General features: G+C 37.0%; 15 protein-coding genes. 10 read left to right on the top strand and 5 right to left on the bottom strand.

Annotated features, from left to right (window positions below; all coding sequences use genetic code 11):
• The first annotated feature begins 42 nt into the window (after positions 1-42).
• The 6 genes from A6M55_RS15920 to A6M55_RS15895 all read left to right on the top strand — a co-directional run bounded on the left by A6M55_RS15920 (position 43) and on the right by A6M55_RS15895 (position 6580).
• A complete protein-coding gene (locus A6M55_RS15920; protein ID WP_064198515.1) occupies positions 43-1866 on the top strand; it encodes a PKD domain-containing protein in 1824 nt (607 codons plus the stop codon).
• Between the two features lie 23 nt (positions 1867-1889).
• Complete coding sequence (locus A6M55_RS15915) at positions 1890-3356, top strand: rubredoxin (RefSeq protein WP_064198514.1); 1467 nt, start codon at positions 1890-1892, stop codon at positions 3354-3356.
• 263 nt (positions 3357-3619) lie between these two features.
• Positions 3620-4891 carry a TlpA disulfide reductase family protein gene (locus A6M55_RS15910; protein ID WP_064198513.1) on the top strand — a complete coding sequence of 424 codons (1272 nt, stop codon included), beginning with the start codon at positions 3620-3622 and terminating at the stop codon, positions 4889-4891.
• 104 nt (positions 4892-4995) lie between these two features.
• Complete coding sequence (locus tag A6M55_RS15905) at positions 4996-5229, top strand: hypothetical protein (RefSeq protein WP_064198512.1); 234 nt, start codon at positions 4996-4998, stop codon at positions 5227-5229.
• Between the two features lie 35 nt (positions 5230-5264).
• Complete coding sequence (locus A6M55_RS15900; protein WP_064198511.1) at positions 5265-5678, top strand: DoxX family protein; 414 nt, start codon at positions 5265-5267, stop codon at positions 5676-5678.
• Positions 5678-6580, top strand: a complete 903-nt coding sequence (locus A6M55_RS15895) for a histone deacetylase (RefSeq protein WP_064198510.1) — start codon at positions 5678-5680, stop codon at positions 6578-6580. Before A6M55_RS15900 ends, A6M55_RS15895 begins: the two co-directional genes overlap by 1 nt.
• A 115-nt stretch (positions 6581-6695) precedes the next feature.
• Here the strand turns inward: A6M55_RS15895 and A6M55_RS15890 are convergent, their stop codons facing one another.
• Complete coding sequence (locus A6M55_RS15890) at positions 6696-7601, bottom strand: ClpXP adapter SpxH family protein (protein ID WP_064198525.1); 906 nt, start codon at positions 7599-7601, stop codon at positions 6696-6698.
• Between the two features lie 221 nt (positions 7602-7822).
• Between A6M55_RS15890 and A6M55_RS15885 the strand changes: the two genes are divergently transcribed.
• Both A6M55_RS15885 and deoC read left to right on the top strand, forming a co-directional pair.
• On the top strand, positions 7823-8110 hold the full coding sequence (locus A6M55_RS15885; RefSeq protein WP_156511092.1) for a helix-turn-helix domain-containing protein: 288 nt from the start codon (positions 7823-7825) through the stop codon (positions 8108-8110).
• Positions 8111-8182: 72 nt separating this feature from the next.
• Positions 8183-8854 (top strand): deoxyribose-phosphate aldolase, encoded by a 672-nt coding sequence (gene deoC / locus A6M55_RS15880; protein WP_064198509.1) that lies wholly within the window; start codon positions 8183-8185, stop codon positions 8852-8854.
• 72 nt (positions 8855-8926) lie between these two features.
• On the opposite strand, the gene A6M55_RS15875 is transcribed toward deoC, so the two are convergent.
• From A6M55_RS15875 to A6M55_RS15860, 4 genes are all read right to left on the bottom strand, one after another.
• Positions 8927-10462 carry a 4Fe-4S dicluster domain-containing protein gene (locus A6M55_RS15875; RefSeq protein ID WP_064198508.1) on the bottom strand — a complete coding sequence of 512 codons (1536 nt, stop codon included), beginning with the start codon at positions 10460-10462 and terminating at the stop codon, positions 8927-8929.
• Between the two features lie 12 nt (positions 10463-10474).
• Positions 10475-11905: an NAD(P)/FAD-dependent oxidoreductase gene (locus A6M55_RS15870; RefSeq protein WP_064198507.1), complete on the bottom strand. Its 1431-nt coding sequence runs from the start codon at positions 11903-11905 to the stop codon at positions 10475-10477.
• 239 nt (positions 11906-12144) lie between these two features.
• Positions 12145-13074: a citrulline utilization hydrolase CtlX gene (gene ctlX, locus A6M55_RS15865; RefSeq protein ID WP_064198506.1), complete on the bottom strand. Its 930-nt coding sequence runs from the start codon at positions 13072-13074 to the stop codon at positions 12145-12147.
• A 132-nt stretch (positions 13075-13206) separates the two neighbouring features.
• Entirely contained in the window at positions 13207-14646 is a 1440-nt protein-coding gene (locus A6M55_RS15860; RefSeq protein ID WP_064198505.1) for an arginine deiminase family protein, read from the bottom strand.
• Positions 14647-15147: 501 nt separating this feature from the next.
• Between A6M55_RS15860 and A6M55_RS15855 the strand changes: the two genes are divergently transcribed.
• Complete coding sequence (locus A6M55_RS15855) at positions 15148-18333, top strand: cyclic nucleotide-binding domain-containing protein (RefSeq protein ID WP_064198504.1); 3186 nt, start codon at positions 15148-15150, stop codon at positions 18331-18333.
• Between the two features lie 26 nt (positions 18334-18359).
• Positions 18360-19718: an ATP-binding protein gene (locus A6M55_RS15850; RefSeq protein ID WP_064198503.1), complete on the top strand. Its 1359-nt coding sequence runs from the start codon at positions 18360-18362 to the stop codon at positions 19716-19718.
• Positions 19719-19722 lie beyond the last annotated feature (4 nt).

Raw genomic sequence — 19722 nt, 5'->3', positions numbered from 1 at the left:
GTACAAATCATAAACTCAACTTTCAAATCAGTATAAAACACCATGAAACAATTAAGACTTTTGTTGCTACTAATTATTTCAAACTATTCTTTTGCTCAAGAAAGAACACACAAAGAGTATCAAGAACAACCCAAAAATATTTCGATAAAAGCTCCAATGCCAATAAAACCGAATATTTCTGTTGAATTATTCAAAACACTTAATCATTTACCTGTCCGAATTGTGCATGACCCAGTTACTAACACGCTTTATACGTGTAATACCGATGGTTGGGTCTTCAAGATACCGATAGAAAATGGAGTGGCCAGTGATGAAATTGCATTTTTACCACCAAACGAACATCATATCAATCATTTACAAGGTATGGCTTTCTACAATAATACATTTATTTTAGTTGGGAATAATAATAATGCAAATGATTTTAATGGATATGGTGTTGTAGAAAAATGCACGATTTTACCAAATGGAACTCGACAATGGACTACCATGCTCACAACCGAACTCTATCCATCTTCAGGAACATTGTTCGACCATGCGTTTGCAGGAGTCTGCTTTTCAGCAAATAAAGATTCTGTTTACATTGCCAGTGGTTCTCGTACTGACCACGGTGAAATTAAAAACTCAGGAAATTATTCTGGTATCAGAGAAGTACCATTAACAACTAAGATATTTAGAATTCCGATAACCGCTAATAATATCTATTTACCAAATAATGAGGAGACACTCACTTCAAGTGGCTATGTTTTTGCAAGGGGTGTGCGAAATGAATTTGACATGGCTTTAAATGGTGATAAAAAACTTTTTGGCGTTGAAAATTCAGGTGATAGAGATGACCCTGAGGAAATGAATTGGCTGCGAGAAGGTAAACATTACGGCTTTCCATGGAGAATGGGAGGAAATGATACCCCAATGCAATATACCCCTTATAATCCAAGTCAAGATAAATTAATTCCCGTGAATGGATATGCTAATTATAGTTTTTATAATGACCCCAATTATCCAAGTCGTCCTGTGGGAGTGAGTTTTATAGAACCAATAAAAAACTTAGGACCTGATGCTAATTGGGTCAGAAATCCAACCACTGGGAGTATGTATCAGGCTACCGAATGTACAACATTTACAAGCCACCGCTCACCCGTAGGTTTAGTTTTTGATTCCGATAGCACCCTACAAACACCTTATTTAGGTTCAGGATTTGTAATGGCTTATTCGCCCGAAAATGGGACTGGTGGAGGGTATCTACCTTCGGAAGATACCGCAGGTGATTTATGCCAACTAAAACTAACCTATGATTCCAATATTAGTGATTATAAAGTAAATGTAACTCGTTTAGTAAGTGGTTTTAACAAAGTTACTGACGCTGAAAAAGTAGCAAATTTGATATACATAACTGACTTTAATGGAAAAATTTGGAAAGTCACAATGCCATTATTATTAGCACCAGTTCCGAGTTTTACTGCTGTGCAGTCGAGTAGTTGTTTAAAAGATTTTACTTTTCACAATCAATCACTTAATCAGCCTTTGACTTATTTATGGAATTTTGGCGATGGCACGACTTCAACCGAAATAACTCCAACGCATAGATATGCTAATGTTGGAAACTACACGGTGACTCTAACTGCAAGCAATCCAAAAGGGAGTGATAGTACGCAAACTTTGGTTACAATTGCAAATCCATTGGTCATTAGTAATCCAATAAATACAAATAGGATTTTTGTTGGCACAGATAGAATTCACGCCAATAACAATATAAATTTCAATGCAAATGTAACATACAAAGCTGACAAGTATATTCTATTAAACTCAGGGTTTACAGTAAATAGTGGTAGTGTTTTTTTGTCGACAATAGGTGGCTGTACAAATTAGAAAGAGTTAATTATCAAAGATTTATGAAAGATTTTTACACAGTCAGAATAAACTTCAAGGGCGGAATCGCTTCGCCTGGTGAGTTGAAATATATATTAGAGGCGGCACAAGAGTCGCAGGTTGACGAAGTGCGTTTCGGGTTACGTCAGCAATTGATTTTTCATTTGCCGCACCCATTTGCCCGAACTTTTGAGCAGAAAATGTTGGCACAAAAGATTGATTTTCAGTCGGATGTAAATGAATTTCCGAATATTATCAGTTCGTATGTAGCCGAAGAAGTTTTCCAAAAAGGAAACTGGCTGACCGAAGGAATCTATAAAGATATTCTTGATTTGTTCGATTATGATGCCAAACTAAAAATCAATCTTTCGGACAATCAACAGAGTTTTACACCCTATTTTTCGGGACATCTCAACTTTATAGCTTCAGTAAATCCAAATTTTTGGTATTTGTATATCCGTTTACCCAAAACAAACAAAGTTTTCAGTTTCGATAAACTCATTTTCTCAAACGAAATTCCCAAACTGTGTAAATTTCTGGAAGAAAAAATTTCGGACAAAGAAGAACAATTTGCCGAAAATATCGAACAACTTTTCGTTGATTTACCATCGTTTATTTCGCTCGAAAAAGAAAACGAACTCGAACCTGCCCAATTTACTTTACCTTACTACGAAGGTTTCAATCGTTATGGCAAAAAAACGTGGCTCGGAATTTACCGCCGAAATGAATATTTCAATGCAAAATTCTTGATAAAACTCTGCGAACTTTGTCAAGAAACCAAAATTGGCGAAATTTGTCTAACGCCATTCAAGTCGTTGATTATCAAAGGTATTGATGAGGGAAGTCGAGGCAAATGGAGTAATGTTTTATCAGAATTTAACATCAATGTGCGTCATGCAGCCAACGAACTCAACTGGCAAGTAGAAGACGATTCGGACGAAGCCTTGCAACTAAAATTAAGATTAGTAGAGGCCTTCGACCATCAAGATTTACGTACATTTGGTTTGTGTTTTGGTATAAAAACTCGCCCACGTACCGAAGTTTATGCTTCAATAATGGTGCAACGTCGACGTTTTAGACTCTTTAATTTTATTCCCCTCCATTTTGTGTATGATATTTCGTACACCGAAGATTTCAACCCAAATGGTCGTACAAAAAAGTATTTCGAGACAAGTATTTTGCGTGTTAATTTGGCCGAACAATTACGCCGAAATGTATTGAAATATAATAAAATGATTGCTGAAAATGCCATAAAAGCAGCAGGTTTGCGAGATGACCACAAAGAAGAAGAACTCGTCAAGCCAAGTACTAAAAAAGTGCATCAATGCAAACATTGCTTCACGATTTATGACCCAGATTTTGGAGATTTATTAAATGATATTTCTGTGGGTGTTCCATTTGCAAAACTTCCTGCTACCTACACTTGCCCAACTTGTGAGGCTGATAAAAAAGATTTTAAGGTGGTGGAAATTGAAAATGTAATAGTATAATCTTTGTTTTTAATAGTTATCCCGTTAGGGATTTAATATTGGTAGCTCATCAATATACAAGAACAAGCTCATGCCGTAGGTATGAAACCAACAATAAATGTGTCATACCTACGGCATGAGCGTTTTGTTAGATGATTAATTTCTACCGATGTTGAATCCCTAACGGGATTTTTACATCTGCTTTTTGCATTTTATTACCTATAAAAGAATTCTTTGGCATAGATTTTCGTTAGTTTTGTAAGCAATTACTAACAAACAAAACTATGTTGAAGAATTTTCTATTTCTCTTACTACTTTTTCCGGTCATTACATTTGCACAAAAAACAGTTGGTTTTTCGATACCTGATAGTGCTGATATTTTTGTGGAGTACGGTGATGGAAATATCCTCAAAAAAAACACTGATTTAATTGAAAATGCTGATGCTCAAGCTTTTTTGACGGAGTTTCATAAGAAATACCCTAATACATTCGATAAAGATATTCGCTATGTCCATCTGATTTCGGCCAATGTCGATGATTGGGAAATGAAATTGTATGACGACCGAAAAAGTCAACTGAATTTCTTAAAAAACTACCCCAATCTTGCCAAACTAAATCCAGAATTTCAGTCGTTGGTTGAAGCTAATATCAAATGGAATTACTGGCATTTATTGCTGGCGTACTCAATTGTTCGCAGTAATATTGATACAAAACTCACTCGAGTGGTGTCGTTGCCAGCCGTAATGACCGAAGAACTCGACCCCGCAAAAATCAACGACGAAAAATTGATGATGGTAGAAAGCTACCGAAACTTCTTGCCTTTTTTTGTAACCTATTTTAACTCTCAAGAACAGAAATTTGTCAAATACGCCGACCAAGTAAAAGCCATTTCTGACAAAGGTAATTTCGCTCAAAAATACCTCAAAGGGCAAGTTTTAGACTATACGCTTACAAAATTACTCTATGATAATTGCGGAAAACTTACGGCTTCATCGGCTAAATTTTGGATTAGTCAAGTTGCCGCCAATGATTACCGAAATATGCTTTTGAATCATTGCAAAGAAACCCTCAGTAAAAAAGAAGAAGTTGCGAAAAAGAAAGATGATAGCAAAGATAAACTTCCACTTGGCACGAGCGATTATCCAGTTTTGGTAGGTATTGATGGTAAACAATTTAACTTTGCCAAATACAAAGGAAAAGTAATTTATGTTGACTTCTGGGCAAGTTGGTGCGGGCCTTGTCGTGCTGAGTTTCCGTTTTCTAAGAAAATGCACGATGGTTTTACCGAAAAACAAAAGAAAAATATTGTTTTCTTGTACGTTTCGATTGATGAAGACCCCAACAATTGGAAAGGGGCGATTGATAACCTAAAACTCAACAACGGCGACCACGGACTTTCGGAAGGTGGTTGGGCTTCGGGCGTATGCCAGAAATACAAAATCAATAGTATTCCTCGTTATATGATTATTGATAAGAGCGGCACAATTGTGCGTCCAGATGCTCCACGTCCGAGTAGTCCTGAAACTTTAGATTTACTTTTGAAGTTAATGGAATAAATATTGGAGGTGTGAATACCAATAACGACATGATACAACAATAGAAAAAATCTTGCAAGTTTTTCTAATCTTAGTGTAACTTTGTTTTATAAAATTCAGATTCGATGAAATATATCATATTAATTCTTTTGGCAATTGCCTTCGTTCCTGCTATTCGTAGGTTTATATTCGAGATTTTGGTTGGAAATCAAATCGCCAAACAACAAAAACGCTACAACGATTTTATGGAAAAAGAGCGTGGCAAAGAAGGTGAAATTAAAGTAAAAACAACACCAACAAGTTCAAAAAATAAAGGTTTTGAAGGTGGCCAATATGTTGATTACGAGGAAGTTAAGTAGGGCAATTTTCTAAATTGTTCATTTTGTAAATAATTATGATAAAAAAATATTTAAAGCCCATTTCGCTGCCAAACCAAGTAAGTTTGGCAGTTTTAATTTTACGTCTCAGCTTCGGTTTTCTGATGATACCACACGGATACGATAAAATGCAGGAATTTTTAAAAGGAAATTCTGCCGATTTTCCTGACCCGCTGCATGTTTCGCCCATGATTTCGCACGGACTAACGGTTTTTGCCGAATTTATCTGCTCAATTTTACTCGTTTTAGGTTTATTTACTCGCCCCGCACTCGTAATTCTGATTGGTTGTATGGCAATTGTTGCTTTCTCGATTCATGGTGCTGACCCACTTGGCGATAAAGAACATGCACTTTTGTATTTATTTGCTTACCTCAGCATTTTTCTGACTGGTGCAGGAAAATATTCGATTGATGCGAAGATTTATAAGTAATGCTTAAAATTGCCTTCAACCCAATTTACCGACATCCACTGCCCGAAGGACATCGTTTCCCGATGCTGAAATATGAGCTGATTCCTGAGCAATTAATCTACGAAGGCACTTGTACTGAAGAAAGTTTCTTTTCGCCAAACGAAGTCGATAAACATTGGGTGCTTGGCGTACATGATGAGCAGTATTTTAATGATTTACTGAATCTTAGCATTGACCCCAAAATGGAACGTCGAATAGGTTTTCCAGTCTCCGAAATGCTCGTTAAGCGTGAACTTATCATTACACAAGGTACAATTGATTGTTGTCATTTTGCTTTAGAATATGGCATTTCGATGAATATTGCGGGCGGAACGCATCACGCCTACGCCGATAAAGGAGAAGGTTTTTGTTTACTCAATGATGTGGCCGTAGCTGCTAATTATTTGCTTGAAAATAAGATAGTTAGTAAGATTTTGGTCGTTGATTTAGATGTGCATCAAGGTAACGGAACTGCCGTGATTTTTCAGAATGAACCACGAGTATTTACCTTTTCAATGCATGGAAAAGAGAATTATCCACTGAAAAAAGAAACTTCTGATTTAGATATTGAGCTGCCAACTTACTGCGAAGATGGGCAATATTTGAGTTTGCTCTACGAAACTTTACCGAGATTAATCGAACAAGAAAAACCACAATTTATCTTCTATATTTCGGGTGTAGATATTTTGGCATCCGATAAATTGGGTAAACTAAAAGTTTCGATGGAAGGCTGCCGCCGACGTGATGAATTTGTTTTTGAACAAGCAATTAAATACAAGATTCCAGTAGTAGTTTCGATGGGTGGAGGCTACTCACCTCGTATTGCTGATATTGTTGAGGCTCATTGCAATACCTTTCGTTTGGCCGAAAAAATGTACTTTTGATAACCCCTAAAAATGTAGATGCTACTAATTATTCAGTTCAAATAAAATTAAAGTCGGGAAAAGTTTGTATATCAATTCCCGACTAAGAGTTATGAGGATAGGATAGTAAAAAACTTTATTTTAGCTTCCAAATTGAGCCATTTTTAGTGCTAAATACTTCAAGAAAATTCTCTTTGTTCAACACTTGCAGACTGACTTCTGCACTTTTTAGTGTTTTATTTGTCAAGACGGCAAACTCTTTGGCAGTCAAGGTATTATATTTTTGAAATACTGATTTCCAATCGTTTTTGAAAAATTGAGGCTGGATACTCGGTATGAGTGTGCTAAGTTTTGCTTCAAATTCGGTGTAAGGTCGAGCACCATAAAGAAACAATGTATTTTTCGAAGCATCTGAAAAAAATAGACTCGGAAAGCCTCGTACTCCCATTTCTTGGGCCAGAATCAAATCTTTTCTGAATAATTCCTTAGCCTGCCCGTCAAAATCTTGCTTTAATTGCTCTGCATCAAGTCCAATTTCTTTGGCAGCTTCTTCCAAATATTGCCATTTTGTGATATTCTTTTTTTCAAGAAAAACCATTTCTCGGATTCTTCTCAAAAACAAAATCGCTTTTTGTTTATCCTGAATTTCGGCTGCTTTAAATGCAATTGAGGGCGGATAAGATGAGGTAAGAGGGTCTTCCAACCAAACATCACCATCAATGGGCATTTCATAATGTCTGCTAACCTCGTCCCAATGATGAGCTACATCGCTTGGTTTACTTATACCTCCACTATTATACGACCAATCTTTGAGCAGGCCACCCATGTGGTATTCTATTTCTACCTCTTTTCCATACTCAAGTTTTAATCTCCGTAATTGAGGCTCAATTCCCCAACATGAAGAGCAAATTGGGTCAGTAAAATATATAATTTTGATGGATTTAGATTTTGCTTCTACCTGTGCAACCGTTGAGGTGCTATCAGATTCTACGCCACAAATTCCTGAATTAATATCACATAGTAGTGGATTATCGTTTAACATTTTCTTATTGTTTTGTGCGTTACAAAAAGCTAAACCTAAACAAACGAAAAAAAATAGAATCTTCATTTTTGCGATTGTTAAGATTTTATAATTTATTTATTCAAAACCAAAATTTGGTCGAGTAGGGATGAACCTATGACCATAAAATGATGTTGCAAAATTGCAAAGAAGTCCAACAACTGTCAATTAGTCAAAAAAAACTGACCACCAATATTGTAATTATGAAAGAAACTAAATGCCCCGCCGAAGAACTATTAAAATCTATTGCAGGAAAGTGGAAACCGCAGATTTTGAAATTAGCGATTGACGAGCCAGTTCGGTTCAATGCTCTATTACGTCAATTAGAAGGAGCAACCAAGCAGGCCATTGCAACTGCCTTGAAAGAATTGGAAACCGAAGGAATTTTATTGAAGACAACAATTAAACTAAAACCTTTGCATATAGAATATAGTTTGACCGAAAAAGGACAAAAAATTGTGCCTTTATTACAGCAATTTGAAGATTTTTAAGGCAAAAGTAAGCTACCTAAACAAAATTAAACGCTATTCGGTTTTCATTTTATAATATACGAAACTCGCTTCATGCTAAATATTTCAAAATACATCGACCATACATTACTGAAACCAACTGCAACCGAAATGGATTTCAGAAAATTGTGCGAAGAAATCTACCAAAATAGCTTTTATTCGGCTTGTGTTCCGCCATTCTATGTGAGTTTTGTAAAAGATTTACTCGAATACAGCGAAGCTAAAGTTTGTACGGTTATTGGCTTTCCTTTAGGTTATCATTCTACAGAAACAAAGATAGCCGAAGCACAAAAGGCTTTGGTAGATGGTGCTGATGAATTGGATATGGTGATGAATATAAACGCCTTTAAATCAATGGCTTATGAAACAGTTAAGCAAGAGATAAAAACATTAGTTGAAATTACTCACGAAAAAAATGCTTTGCTGAAAGTAATCATTGAAACTGCCTATTTAGATAATTTTGATATACGAATCGCTTGCGAAATTTGTGAAGAAGCTGGCGTAGATTTTGTGAAAACTTCAACAGGTTTTGCTCCGAAAGGTGCTGATATTGAGCAAGTTAAACTCATGCGAGAAGTATTGCCAAGTAATATCCAAATCAAAGCATCGGGCGGAATTCAAACGTATGAGCAAGCAATGGCTTTCATTGAAGCTGGAGCAACCCGACTCGGCACGTCGTCGGGTGTGGCCATTGTGAGTGGGGGAGTAGGGTATAGTGGATATTGATTTATATGTAGAACAACTTTTTAAGTTGTTTGTTATTGCGATAAACAATTTGAAAAATTGTTCTACAAAATCTTATTTCTCCATCAAATTTCCCAACAAAACCTCAGGAGCAATCATTACTCTTGTGCCAGTTTCGGCATTTTCAAGATTCAAAACGCCACGTGGACAAACTGCCGAACAAACACCACAACCTACACACGAAGAACGTACAATATCTTGCCCTTTTTGGGCGTAAGCACGTACATCAATTCCCATTTCGCAATGCGTTGAGCAGTTGCCACATGAGATACATTGTCCGCCATTGGTCGTAATTCTAAATTTTGATTTGAATCGTTGTATTATTCCAAGATAAGCCGCCAGTGGGCAGCCAAATCTACACCAAACCCTGTTTCCCATCAAAGGGTAAAAACCAGTACCAACAACGCCCGAAAATATCGAACCAATCAAGAAACCATAGCTTGATTTTAGGCTTTCGGTCGGAATAAAACCGAGTAGATTATAGCTACCAGTAAAGTAGGTATAAAGCACGCCGATTGTCATGATAATGGCAAAAGCTAAAACACCATGAATGAGGTAGCGTTCTATCTTCCACGCCTTCAAAGATTTGTCAGAAAGTTGTCGGAAAGGGTCGCCCAAAGTCTCGGCCAAACCTCCACAACCACAAACCCACGAACAATACCAACGTTTGCCGAAAAAATAGACCATCACAGGCACGCCAACTACAAAAAGTGCAATTCCCCACACCAATAAAAATATACCAAATGTGCCGCCAGCAATCAATTTGTCAATCCTGTAATTAAAGAAAAATGAATAATCAAGCGGCCACATATTTTTCAAATCAGCCGAAGGTAAATTCAGATTCGACATGATTTCGGGCAGAATGAAAGCTATGCAAGTCTGAAAAAACATGATAGATAAAGTCCTGAAAATCTGATATTTAGAATGGCGATATTTGATAATATATCTGATTCCCATCACCAAAACCGAAATCGTATAGAGAAAACCATACATAAACCAACGGCTCGCTTCCCCACCGTTGATGAGTTTACTCACAGGGTCAACGAGCATTGTCCAGTTGGCAATGTATTGTGGTTTAAAATAAAGAGCAATGTAGAATACTATTAAAAATGTACCAATACCAATTCCCAACCATTTGCGTGTCATGGCAGGATTGAAGTAAATGCCATTGTTTTTAATTCCTGCGGGTTTTTGAGCTTCGGGCAAAATGAAAAGTAATGCTCCTAAAATCGCCAGACCGAAAGTTAATAAAAACATAATGCCTTTATTATCAACCAAATATCCGTTTGCAGAAGATTTTACGATTGACAAAATTGTATCTTCATAAATCTTTTTATCCCACGCTTGTTGGCCGTTATAGACTTTGTTTAGCTGATTGATACCTTCTGATAATTCAGCAGTGAAAGTGTAGGAATTTGAATAACTTTGGTCAATCATCGAAGCCAACTCTATTTTGGCATCGAGAAGTGCATCTTCTTTGAAATTTTTCTCCAAAATTTCATTAGTCAATGTATAATTATTCATGCCCAGAGTGCCAATAAATAGCCCAAATCCAGCAATAAAAATGAATAGTCCGAGTTTTTGTAGCATGACGTACAGGATTTACGATTTACGAATGACGAATGGTAACTTAGAGAAAATTCCTTTTTTTGATTTTAATTGTAAATTACTTCCAGTTTCAATATTGTATTTTTCCAATACTTCCTTTTCATACTGTTTGAGAAATTCTGGGTCGAAATTGGCTTTTGGAAGGTTTTCTAAAACATATTCGATGTTTTTACCCGATAAAATCCATTCATCCCAAATCTCGTGCCTCATTCTGATGCTGAAAGTATTTACGCCTGTAACACTCTTACTACCAGCTTGATAATTTATTCTTACGCAGATTCTGCCCGAAGAATTTTCCCAATAAAAAGTTTTCGTATTTGCTGGCAATTCGGCAGGAACTTGACCGTAAGTTTGGTACTCAATATCAAAGAATTTAGCAGAATTAAAGAAAATCCCAGGTTGATATTTTGTTGGTTTACCACAGATTGTTCGGGCTACGGTTTCGCCCATGATGCGACCCGTGTACCAAATTTGTTCAATGCTTTTTCGTCCAATTTTTGGGTTTTCGTGTTCGGCACAATCGCCAATGGCATAAACATCGGGAATATTCGTTTCGAGATATTCATTCACTAAAATTCCACGATTGAGTTTTATTCCGCCAACGCCCAACACAAACGCAGGCTTTTCTCTTCCAATCATGTTTCCTTGTGGCACTTTCAACAAACCAATATTTGGACTAACTCCTACCGTCAAACCCACAAATTGGCATTCGATTTCCTCACCAGATTTTGTTCGTATCGCTTTTACTTGCCCATTTTCATCGCCAATTATTTCATCTAATTCGCTCGAAAACTTGAGATTTATATGATTTTCGGCAATGTGTCTCGAAATCAAAGCCGATTCTTCGGGCGGCATTACGGCATTCCAAAAACTACTTTCTCGCACTAAAAATGTTACATCAATGCCCCTTGAATGAAGCATTTCGGCCAATTCTACACCAATTAAACCTCCGCCTACAATAACCGCTTTTTTGATTTTGGGCGTTATTTCTTCCAAAGATTCTAAATCTTGGTAGCTGTAAAGTCCTTGTACGCCTTTGAGGTTTTGCCCTTTCCAGCCAAATTTATTGGGTGTAGAACCGAGAGCTAAAATCAATTTATCGTAACTAATTGAACCACCGATTTTGGCTTCTTTGTCATCATCATCATTTGGCAAACGGAAATACAATTTTTTTTCTTCAAAATCAACTGTTTTTACCCACGCACGCTTCAACTCAATACGATTTTTCTCCCAAAACCAATCTTCGTAGGGTTTTGTATGCTCAAATTTCATGTGTCCCATATAGACATACATGAGAGCCGTACGAGAGAAAAAGTGGTCAGTTTCGCCCGAAATGACAGTTATTTTGCAATCAGATTGTTTTCTGATATGTCGAGCGGCCGTAATTCCGCTAATGCCATTTCCTATAATAACTACGTGTTCCATGAGGGTTGAGTTTGTAAAACAATTCTTTTGATTGCCCGTTTTCGTTTACAAATTTGTAGATTTCTGATATGCCGATTTGTCTGCTAACCGACTAAATATACGATTTGTTTTAGAAAAGGTTTTCAAATAAATATTTTTGTAGAATAAGATTTATAGAAGGAATTACATAATTATAGATATTTCACTCTATAAAAGAAATTTATAGTGCAAAATATCTATAATTCAATTTTTTCAAGAAATTATTTCTCAGGTAAATGCACTTCTGCCATCATACAACGTGCCGAACCGCCACCGCAGGTTTCAATCATTGTGAGGTCAAAGTGCTGAATAACAGCGTATTCTTCGAGTTCAACGATTTGAGCATGACTAAGAGAATTATAAGCTGATGTTGACATCACAAGTAAATTATTTCCTTTTAAACTCTTGACCAATAGCATATTACCAGCAAACTGATTCATTTGTTCGAGCGAAATTTCAATGACATTTTTACCACTATTTTCCAAAGTAGTTTTCACCGCCAAACGCTCATCTAAATTTGGAATGGATTCCAAGCAAATGACCGCAAAAGTATCGCCAATGCACATCACAACGTTAGTGTGATAGACTTCTTTGTCTTGTCCATCAACCGAAGTAAACTTTACTAATTTGTAGTTCATTTGCTTTGCCCAAGCATCCAAAACCTCAGCGTTTGTTCGTGGAGAAATGCAGGCATAAGAAGTGCGGTGCATTCGGTCGAGAACCATGCTGCCTGTACCTTCGAGAAACTTATTTTCTTTCTCGAAATGTGTAAAGTCAAGCACAACTTCTACGTGAAATTTCGTGCGTAAATCATCAATAATGTCGCTTCTACGCTCCAAACGGCGGTTTTCGGCTTGCATCGGGTACAAACAAACCTTGCCCGAATGATGAAACGAAATCCAGTTATTCGGAAAAATACTATCGGGAGTATGTGGTTCATGTGTATCGTCGTAGACTATCACATTTACACCAGCGGCACGCAATTGGCTCACCATCGCATCAAATTCTCGGAGAGCTGCTTCTTGCGTAATGTTATTAGTCAGAGATTTCGCTTTTGCATCTTGAAAAGCATTACTTTCGGCAGTTTGCTCATTAAAAGCAAAATTCACTGGCCGAATCATGAGTATGTTGGAAGTGGTTTGTGCTTGCATAAGTTTAATGTTGAATTAGTGAGTGATAGAATGAGTGAATAAAGAAATAAGCAAATGCTGAATAAGTAGATTTTAGAATAAATAAAGAGTTTTCTATTCGTGTAAATTCGAATTATTCACTAATTCGCTCATTCACTCATTCAAAATTCTCAAAATTGGCATACTCATACAATGTGAGCCCCCTCTGGCTCTTGAAAGTTCGGCCGATGGCAACATAATTATTGTATCGGTCAATGTTTCGGGTGAAAGTTCGTTTTTCTCAAATTTTTCGAGCAATTCTGCCGCTCTAATTGTTTGGAAACCAGCCTCACGGAATGCTTCGGCGGTTTTATCGTTTCGGTCATAGCCGATGGCAATTCCTTCTTTCACTACCAATAAATTACACGAATCCGTCCATTGTTCTCTTGCTCCGTAAGGGAATTCATTATTGCCCGAATATACAAACTTTATGGGTTCATAACAATTCAAATCATCTTTTGTTATCGACGAGAGTAAATCTTCGAGGTTGGCAAAGTTTTTCACTTTCACTACGCCATCTTTATTGATAAATTGTTTTATTGTCAATGCTTCATAACTCGGTTGTTGACCCAATTCTTCCCAAATAGATTGTTTTTCCGCTTCTTCTTGAATTCTACCGAGCGAGCCAAGTAGTACCCAAACATTGCGTTTGATTTGCGTAAAAACGGTGTCGATGTGCATGTAATCACGTTTTTGCGGAATTTTCACAATTGTAACTTTCTGCACTGCGTTTTTCTCGAACAATAAATCAATGGCTTGTCTGGCGGCTTCAACTGAAGTTCGTTCACTAACACCAATGAGTAAATGATTGGGGGCAACCATCATCACATCGCCGCCTTCGAGCGTATTCAAGCGACCTTCTTGCTCTTCTTCGGGCAGCAAAAAATGGTTTTCGTCTTCTGTAATTTCAATAATTTTTCCTTGTAAATCTTCAAACATCGGATGATTAAAGAATACATATTTTGCCAGAAGCGACTCTCGTGTTCGGGCATATTTGGCGGGTTTATTGAGCAAAAGATGGTCATTTACAACGATTCCAATATCACGAGTAAAAATCAAGTTTGGAATTGGAGGAAAAAGCATTTTGTTATTCGGCAAAATACCAGTTATCAGCACTCTTGCCAAATCAATATTTGGCATTTTGGCCATTTCGTTTTGAAATTGGTACGAACATTCTTCAACCGCACAAACTGCCGCAATGAGTTGTGTACGAACTACGGACATTTCCAGAATATCCGAGAGTAGTTTCTCAAACTCAATAACTTTGTCTGAATTAAAATATTTTTTGTTGGAAGGCTTATAAAAATCTCTTGATTTGTCGGCATCAATTTCGCTGAGTTTTCCTTTAACTTTTTCATTATCAAGAAAATACAAAAGGATTTTCACGTAGAAATCATATTCATCTCTACGCATGGTTTCGAGATGAACGATGTCTTCAAATAACCAATCTTGGGCTTTTGAGGGTACAACTTTGCCCAAACCACTGTCTGGACTATGTATAATAAGGCGACGCAAAGTGCCTACTTCGGACGATACAAATATATTATTGCTCATTTTTCTGAGGAATTAGGTGTTAGTAAATAGGTTTTAGTATATAGGTTTTAGGAAATATTACGTACAGGAATTTTAGAAGAAACTAAATTACTTCTAATACCTAATCGCACGGGAGACCCCGTCCTAAAACCTGAAAAATTAGTAAAACCCAAAATTGGCCATGAAGGCAAGCAGCTGAAAGAAGAAAATTGAAATTCGATGTGGTTTACAAAAGTGGCGATAAAGCCCTGTAGGATTTTCGCTACAGTTTTCGACTAAGCAAAGGCTATTTGGGGCTATATTTTTTTGTATTATTACCATACTATGTTGCAATATTACAAATCATTAGACTTATTTCAAAAGTTTTTCAAGCAAAATTCCTAACTTGCGATGTTCAGTTTTGAAGATTGTTGATTTTGTTTATTTGGTTACAATTTGTTTTATATTGTAGACTTTTTGTGAAATTAACCGATAACATTCACAACAATCTGAAACAATTTGCAACAATTTTATTCATCCACAATGGCCAATTTGTTTACCCGAAGTAAAGAACAATCGACTTTAATCTTATTTTTTCTTCATAATTTTTTTATTAGCATCGGAACAGTCTTGGTGTACGTTTCGGCCAATATCATTTTGCTCGAAAATCACCCCGAATTTTCTTTGCCAATCGCCTACATTCTTTCTACGCTCGCCATGATGGGCGTTGGCAAAATTTATGAATATTACGAACACCATTATCTGCTCCAAAAACTTAGTAGTCGAGTGCTTTTGGCGGTTTTGATGATGTCGTTATTGATGGGACTCATTGTTTATTTGAGTCACTCAATTTTTACGGCTGTTGGCATCATGGTGGGTTTTCGTATCATTTATTTATTGGTGAATTTGGAGTTTTGGGGTGTTTCGGCGGTTGTTTTTGATGTGCGTCAAAGCAAGCGTATTTTCAGTGTCATTGGCTCGGGCGATGTTCCTGCCAAAGCCATCGGTGCAATTCTGACCGTGCTTATTCACTCAACCTCGGTTTTGGCAATTCTGATTTCAGTAGCATTTGTGATGTTTATATTGGCATTTTTTACACAAAAACGTACTTTCCAACTGACGGATGTGCCAACTTCACAGCCCGAACGCCGAAGCCGAAAAGACGATGCTAAATATATTCAACAACTTTTTGGAGGGAATCGTCTGATTTTTGAAATGTGTATTGGTTTGGTGGCGGTGTCGCTTTCTGCTACTTGGATTGAGTATAATTTTTTCGTAAACGTCAAGTACAAATTTCATAGCCAACACGATGTTATTGCTTTTGTGGGTTATATGTTGGCCATCACGTATTCTATTTCTACGATTGTAAAACTCTCGCTTTCGAGCAAGGTTATTGATAGATTTGGTTTGCGAAATGCCCTGCTTTTCTTGCCAATCGGAACAGTGATTATTTCGGCAGTTTTGGTGGTCTTATCCTCCATTCAAAATGATGAGAATGCTTTGTGGATGGAATTTAGTGCTGCATATTTGCTCTTTGAAGTCATGCGTCGCACGATGTTCGACCCTGTTTTTTTGGTAATGTTTCAGCCACTTTCTACACATCAACGCCTCAAAGGACACACATTGGCTAAAGGTTTTTATGAGCCTTTGGGAATGGGAATAGCAGGACTTTTACTTTACGCCGAGTATTATTTCGATTTTTCTTTCACTTGGATTCACTTCGGTTTTACGGTTCTTTCGGCGTTTATTGCTTTCTATTATCTGAGTCGGGCGTTTCGTCATTATATTATGGAGTTGAAAACGGCTCTCAGCAAGCGTTTTTTGGATAATGATGAATTGGTTATGCAAGGCGATGCATTTCAGGTGATTTTGAAAAATATTGAAAGCGAAAGGCCAGAAGAAGTATTGATTGCCATTGATTGGATTTTGAGATATGATGCGGAAAAACTGGGAGAAATATTACCAAAATTGCTTCAACATTCATCTGATAAAGTGCGATTAAGGGCTTTACAAGAACTCGAACGAAATGCAGGCAATGAAAAAGTTTTAGATACTTTGAGTCAGAATATTTTTCAAGAACCCAATATTGAATGCCGAAAATTGGGCGTTCAGATTTTGGCAAAATTGCAAAAATTTGATACTCAAAAATTACAAGAATTACTCAACTCAAGCGACATTGCTCTTACTGAAGGTGCATTAATTGGTAGTCTCGCCGCTAAAAACTCACTCGGAGAAGCACGATTAAAGGCTCTTTGTGAAGCCGAAAGTAGTTTAGAAGAGAAAACTGCTGCTCTGCGAATCATAAAATCTTTGCATTTATTGCCTTATGAATCGTTTGTAGAAACTTCTTTAAAAAATGAAAGTCTGAGGGAAAAAGCCATCGAAACGGCGGGGAAACTGGCTACACCAAATCTGATAAAAGCCTTAACTGGATTATTGTCAAATCATTTATTCGCAAAAAAATCACTTCGACAATTAATTGTAATTGGCGAACCAAGTTTGGCTGAAATCAAGCAATTGAAAGGTAGTAATGATGTTTTTTTGCTTCAAAAAGTTGTCTCATTTTGTGAGAAATTTCAGTCGAATGAGAGCAAAAAGCTATTATTTGATTTAGTCGAAAACAAAAACTGGGAAATTAGCACCGCCGCACTAAAAGCGTTGGGAATCTACCCAAAAGATGATTCTCAACAATCCTATTTTGAACAAATTCTCAAAGAAGAGCTTACACATACTTATCAATTATTGAGTGGCTTCGGGGCTTTGCCTGATGAAACGCTTCAACACGAAATTGACCAAACTTCTGACCGAATTTTCTATATTTTGATGTTGCTTTACGATCGTGACATCGTGCAAGATGCCATGCAAGGCGTTGAACATTCATCGAAGGAAAAGAGAGCTAATGCTCTCGAAATTTTGGATAATATTATTCCGAGAGAAATATATAAGTGTCTTCATTCTTTACTCGATGATTCGAGCAATGAAGAGAAAAAAAACATTTTTGGTGCGTATCTTGGTAAAAATATCGAAGCAAGACCAATTGTGCCGTTAGTTTTGGATAAAGGCGAACGAGCTTTCGGAACTTGGACAATTGCACAGGCTTTGCAGGCTTGGAAACCCGCCCAGACTAAGTTTTCGGTGGGCGAAATTAGCCTTTTTGAGGTTTACCTCAATCACCCCAAAACATTGATAAAAGAAGCTGCTTTCAAAACTTTACTATCAAACGAAGTTTTCAGACAACAATCCGAATTTGAAAAATATATTAAACAGATTGATATGAGTCATTCATCCGAAAAAGCCATTGTTTCCGAACTCGAACGAGTGATTGTATTGAAAAATACCCAACTTTTTGCCGAAACTCCCGAAAATGTACTAACTTCGATTGTGCCGATTATGAAAGAAATTAGCTTCCACGAAGGAAAAACGATTTTCAAAAAAGGCGAAATCGGGAATTGTATGTATATCATTTATGCGGGTGAAATCGGTATTTATGACCACGAAACCTTGCTCGCAACTTTTACTAAAGGTGATGTTTTTGGTGAATTGGCCTTGCTCGATGCCGAACCACGTTCTGCTTCAGCAATTGTAGAAAGCGATGTCTTACTCTTCAGAATCGACCAAGAAGATTTCTTTGATTTGATGGAAGAACGAAACGAACTTTTGAGAAGTGTGCTACGAATTCTTTGTCAGAGAATCAGAAATCAGAATGATAAAATTAGACGTTTGAGTTAAACACAAACTTTAAACCCACAATTTCGATGAGTAAAATTGATTTTAGCGATGTTATAGTTGCAACTTCCACAATGGCGGTTGTGATGGGTGTTGTCACAAAAATCTTAGAAACAAAGACTCGTGATCACAGACTCCATAGTGTACTAAACTTTGCGTGGCTGGGAATAATGATTTTGTCGATGCTGATAAATTTGGCAGGTTACGAAACATCTTATTCAACAATTATTTGTTTAACTGTACTTTATGCTGTTCAGCGTTCAAAAGGCTTTCCGCCTGCCCGAATGCTGTCTATTGCATTTGTGCCAGCAGCTATTGTTTATCTCATTAACGACTTTTTTTTATTTCTTACGCCCAACTTTTTTAAAGACAACAAAGACTATTTCGATACGGCACGTGGATTTGCCTTTATGTGGGTTTTAGGTTTTACGATTTATGCCCAACGCCAAGCCAAACGTGACAAAGTAATGCGTGATAAAGCCGAAGCAGAAAGAAGAATAATTGAAGCTAAAAAACAAGAACTCGAATACCAAGTGGCTGAGCGAACTGCCGAACTTACAAAACAAAAAGAATCTTTAGAATTAGCCCTTGAAGAACTCAAAACTACCCAAAATCAATTAATTCAGGCCGAGAAAATGGCTTCTTTGGGCGAACTCACCGCTGGAATTGCCCACGAAATTCAGAATCCTTTAAACTTTGTCAACAATTTTTCGGAAGTTTCGGTTGAACTTTGTCAAGAATTACAAGAGGAACTCGATAAAGAAGATTTCGACAAGTCCTATATCGCTGAAATTTTGAGTGATATAAGTCAAAATCAACAAAAAATCACGCATCATGGGCAGCGTGCCGCAAGCATTGTGCGAGGAATGCTACAACACTCAAGAGCTAGCAACGGACAAAAAGAATTGACCGATATAAACGCACTTGCTGATGAATACCTGCGTCTGAGTTATCATGGTTTACGAGCCAAAGACAAAACTTTCAATGCTGATTTCAAGACAGATTTAGATGCAAATCTGCCCAAAATCGAAGTTATTCCTCAAGATTTTGGACGAGTTTTACTCAATATCGTTAATAACGCTTTTTATGCTGTTCAGCAAAAAGCTAAAGCTGGTATTGAAAGCTACAAACCACTTGTGCAAATAAAAACGTTAAAGACCGATGAAGAAATTGTGATAAAAATAACCGATAATGGCGGAGGAATGCCTGAAAACATAAAAACAAAGATTTTTCAACCTTTTTTCACCACCAAACCAACTGGCCAAGGAACAGGTTTGGGACTTTCACTCAGCTACGATATTATCACAAAAGGACACGCAGGAACACTTGAAGTAGAAAGTACCGAAGGTGAAGGAACGACATTTATTATAACATTACCGTTAAAATAAAAGC

This window comes from Emticicia sp. MM (assembly GCF_001649495.1).
This window is presented reverse-complemented; position numbering and strand designations above follow the sequence as displayed.

Excerpts from the sequence above, each read along its gene's own strand:
- A6M55_RS15920 (WP_064198515.1), top strand. The coding sequence starts at position 43 with ATGAAACAATTAAGACTTTTGTTGCTACTAATTATTTCAAACTATTCT.
- A6M55_RS15915 (WP_064198514.1), top strand. The coding sequence starts at position 1,890 with ATGAAAGATTTTTACACAGTCAGAATAAACTTCAAGGGCGGAATCGCT.
- A6M55_RS15910 (WP_064198513.1), top strand. The coding sequence starts at position 3,620 with ATGTTGAAGAATTTTCTATTTCTCTTACTACTTTTTCCGGTCATTACA.
- A6M55_RS15905 (WP_064198512.1), top strand. The coding sequence starts at position 4,996 with ATGAAATATATCATATTAATTCTTTTGGCAATTGCCTTCGTTCCTGCT.
- A6M55_RS15900 (WP_064198511.1), top strand. The coding sequence starts at position 5,265 with ATGATAAAAAAATATTTAAAGCCCATTTCGCTGCCAAACCAAGTAAGT.
- A6M55_RS15895 (WP_064198510.1), top strand. The coding sequence starts at position 5,678 with ATGCTTAAAATTGCCTTCAACCCAATTTACCGACATCCACTGCCCGAA.
- A6M55_RS15890 (WP_064198525.1), bottom strand. The coding sequence starts at position 7,601 with ATGTTAAACGATAATCCACTACTATGTGATATTAATTCAGGAATTTGT.
- A6M55_RS15885 (WP_156511092.1), top strand. The coding sequence starts at position 7,823 with ATGAAAGAAACTAAATGCCCCGCCGAAGAACTATTAAAATCTATTGCA.
- deoC (WP_064198509.1), top strand. The coding sequence starts at position 8,183 with ATGCTAAATATTTCAAAATACATCGACCATACATTACTGAAACCAACT.
- A6M55_RS15875 (WP_064198508.1), bottom strand. The coding sequence starts at position 10,462 with ATGCTACAAAAACTCGGACTATTCATTTTTATTGCTGGATTTGGGCTA.
- A6M55_RS15870 (WP_064198507.1), bottom strand. The coding sequence starts at position 11,905 with ATGGAACACGTAGTTATTATAGGAAATGGCATTAGCGGAATTACGGCC.
- ctlX (WP_064198506.1), bottom strand. The coding sequence starts at position 13,074 with ATGCAAGCACAAACCACTTCCAACATACTCATGATTCGGCCAGTGAAT.
- A6M55_RS15860 (WP_064198505.1), bottom strand. The coding sequence starts at position 14,646 with ATGAGCAATAATATATTTGTATCGTCCGAAGTAGGCACTTTGCGTCGC.
- A6M55_RS15855 (WP_064198504.1), top strand. The coding sequence starts at position 15,148 with ATGGCCAATTTGTTTACCCGAAGTAAAGAACAATCGACTTTAATCTTA.
- A6M55_RS15850 (WP_064198503.1), top strand. The coding sequence starts at position 18,360 with ATGAGTAAAATTGATTTTAGCGATGTTATAGTTGCAACTTCCACAATG.